The organism is Falsiroseomonas sp. RANM36 (genome assembly GCF_056682175.1).
This window is the reverse complement of record NZ_JBWXTD010000003.1, coordinates 1746380-1748375: the sequence shown is the minus strand read 5'-3', so window position 1 is coordinate 1748375 and position 1996 is coordinate 1746380. Positions and strand designations below refer to the sequence as shown.

Genomic DNA, 1996 nt, shown 5'->3' with positions numbered 1-1996 from the left:
CCGCACCCGCGGCTCGACCCGGGGGCGGCGGTCTGCGCCGCCAGATGCTCGGGGCGGTGGGCCGCCCCGCGGGGCTGGACGGCCCCCGTGGCGCCGGCTATATCGCCGGCCTGGCCGCCGGCCGCGGCGTTCGCGGTGAAGTCCGCGACGAAGGCGGCCGAGAGCCTCGGGACCGGCGATCCACCAATCCTGCCGAAGGCGAGCAGGCCACCATCCTCCACGCCATCCGGCGAGGTGACAACGCTCATCCGCTGCCCGTCCGGGGAGACCGAGACGCCGCCGATCATCGGCTGCGTCGTCGCGCGTGTGGCGCGGAACAGGGTCGTGGCCTGCGTCACCGCTATGTTCCAGCCGAGGATGTTTGAAGGCCCGATCGGCCCCGCGGTGCCGTCGGTGGTGACGGTGCCGGCAACGCGGTAGTCACCGGGCAGCGTCAACGGCCGGATATCGTAGACGGCGGCCTGCGCTGCCGTGCACAGCAGGGAAGCGCACGGCAACAAGACGGCGAGGAACGAGGATGCGCGCATCGGCAAGGGCGCCTCTCACTGCGGAGCGGACGCCATTGCTAACGAATCACGGGAGGAATGTCTGCGTGCCGTAATGGCAGACCCTTTGGGAGGGTGCCGGGCCCTTGCCCGGCCTCCTCCACCGGCGCCTACAGCGCGCCGCCGCGGCGCCCCGCCATCGCACCCAGCCGCAGGCGCAGCGCGTTCAGCTTGATGAAGCCCTGGGCGTCGAACTGGTCGTAGGCGCCCTGGTCGTCCTCGAAGGTGACGTGCTTCATCGAATAGAGGCTGTGCGGCGACTGGCGCCCCGTCACGATCGTGTTGCCCTTGTAGAGCTTGAGGCGGACCGTGCCGGTCACGCTGTGCTGGCTCTCGTCGATCAGCGCCTGCAGCATGCGGCGCTCCGGGGCGAACCAGAAGCCGTTGTAGATCAGCTCCGCATAGCGCGGCATCAGGCTGTCCTTGAGGTGCGCGGCCTCGCGGTCGAGCGTGATGCTCTCCATCGCGCGGTGCGCGACATACAGGATCGTGCCGCCCGGCGTCTCGTAGCAGCCGCGCGACTTCATGCCGACGAAGCGGTTCTCCACCAGGTCGAGCCGGCCGATGCCGTTCTCCTTGCCGAGCGCGTTCAGCCTGGTCAGCAGCGCGGCGGGCGACAGGCGCTCGCCATTGATGCCGACAGCGTCGCCGCGTTCGAACTCGATGGTGATCTCGGTGACCTTGTCGGGCGCATCCATGGGCGCGATGGTGCGCTGCCACACCATCTCGTCCGGCGCGTCCCAGGGCTCCTCCAGGATCTTTCCTTCGCTCGAGGAGTGAAGGAGGTTGGCGTCCACGCTGAAGGGCGCCTCGCCGCGCTTGTCCTTGGCGATCGGGATCTGGTGCGCCTCGGCGAACTCGATCAGGCGGGTGCGGCTGGTCAGCTCCCATTCGCGCCAGGGGGCGATGATCTTGATGTCGGGCTTCAGGGCGTAATAGCTGAGCTCGAAGCGCACCTGGTCGTTGCCCTTGCCGGTGGCGCCATGCGCCACGGCATCGGCGCCGACCTGCTCCGCGATCTCGATCTGGCGCTGCGCGATCAGCGGCCGGGCGATCGAGGTGCCGAGGAGGTACATCCCTTCGTAGAGCGCGTTCGCCCGGAACATGGGAAAGACGAAGTCGCGGACGAATGTCTCGCGCAGGTCGTCCATGAAGATGTTCTCGGGCTTGATGCCGAGCAGCAGCGCCTTGTCGCGCGCCGGGCCGAGCTCCTCGCCCTGGCCGAGATCGGCGGTGAAGGTCACCACCTCGCAGCCATAGGTGGTCTGCAACCACTTGAGGATCACGCTGGTGTCGAGGCCGCCGGAATAGGCGAGGACGACTTTCTTCACGTCCTTGACGCGCATCTTGGTCCCCTGAGGGTGGGAAAGGGCGGCGGAACATGCCGCCGCGGGGGCCCCCGGGGGGGGGGGGGGGGGGGGGGGGGGGGGGGGGGGGGGGTGCCGGGGGCC

2 protein-coding genes are annotated in these 1996 nt (G+C 69.5%); both read right to left on the bottom strand.

Annotation, left to right across the window (positions count from 1 at the left end; genetic code table 11):
- Positions 1-527, bottom strand: a 527-nt coding sequence (locus AC1MIR_RS13325) for a hypothetical protein (RefSeq protein ID WP_480028634.1), incomplete at its 3' end; no start/stop codon positions are given.
- A gap of 128 nt (positions 528-655) precedes the next feature.
- A complete protein-coding gene (locus AC1MIR_RS13320; RefSeq protein ID WP_480028633.1) occupies positions 656-1891 on the bottom strand; it encodes an argininosuccinate synthase in 1236 nt (411 codons plus the stop codon).
- Positions 1892-1996 lie beyond the last annotated feature (105 nt).

Coding starts and splice junctions, on each gene's coding strand:
- AC1MIR_RS13320 (WP_480028633.1), bottom strand. CDS start 1,891: ATGCGCGTCAAGGACGTGAAGAAAGTCGTCCTCGCCTATTCCGGCGGC.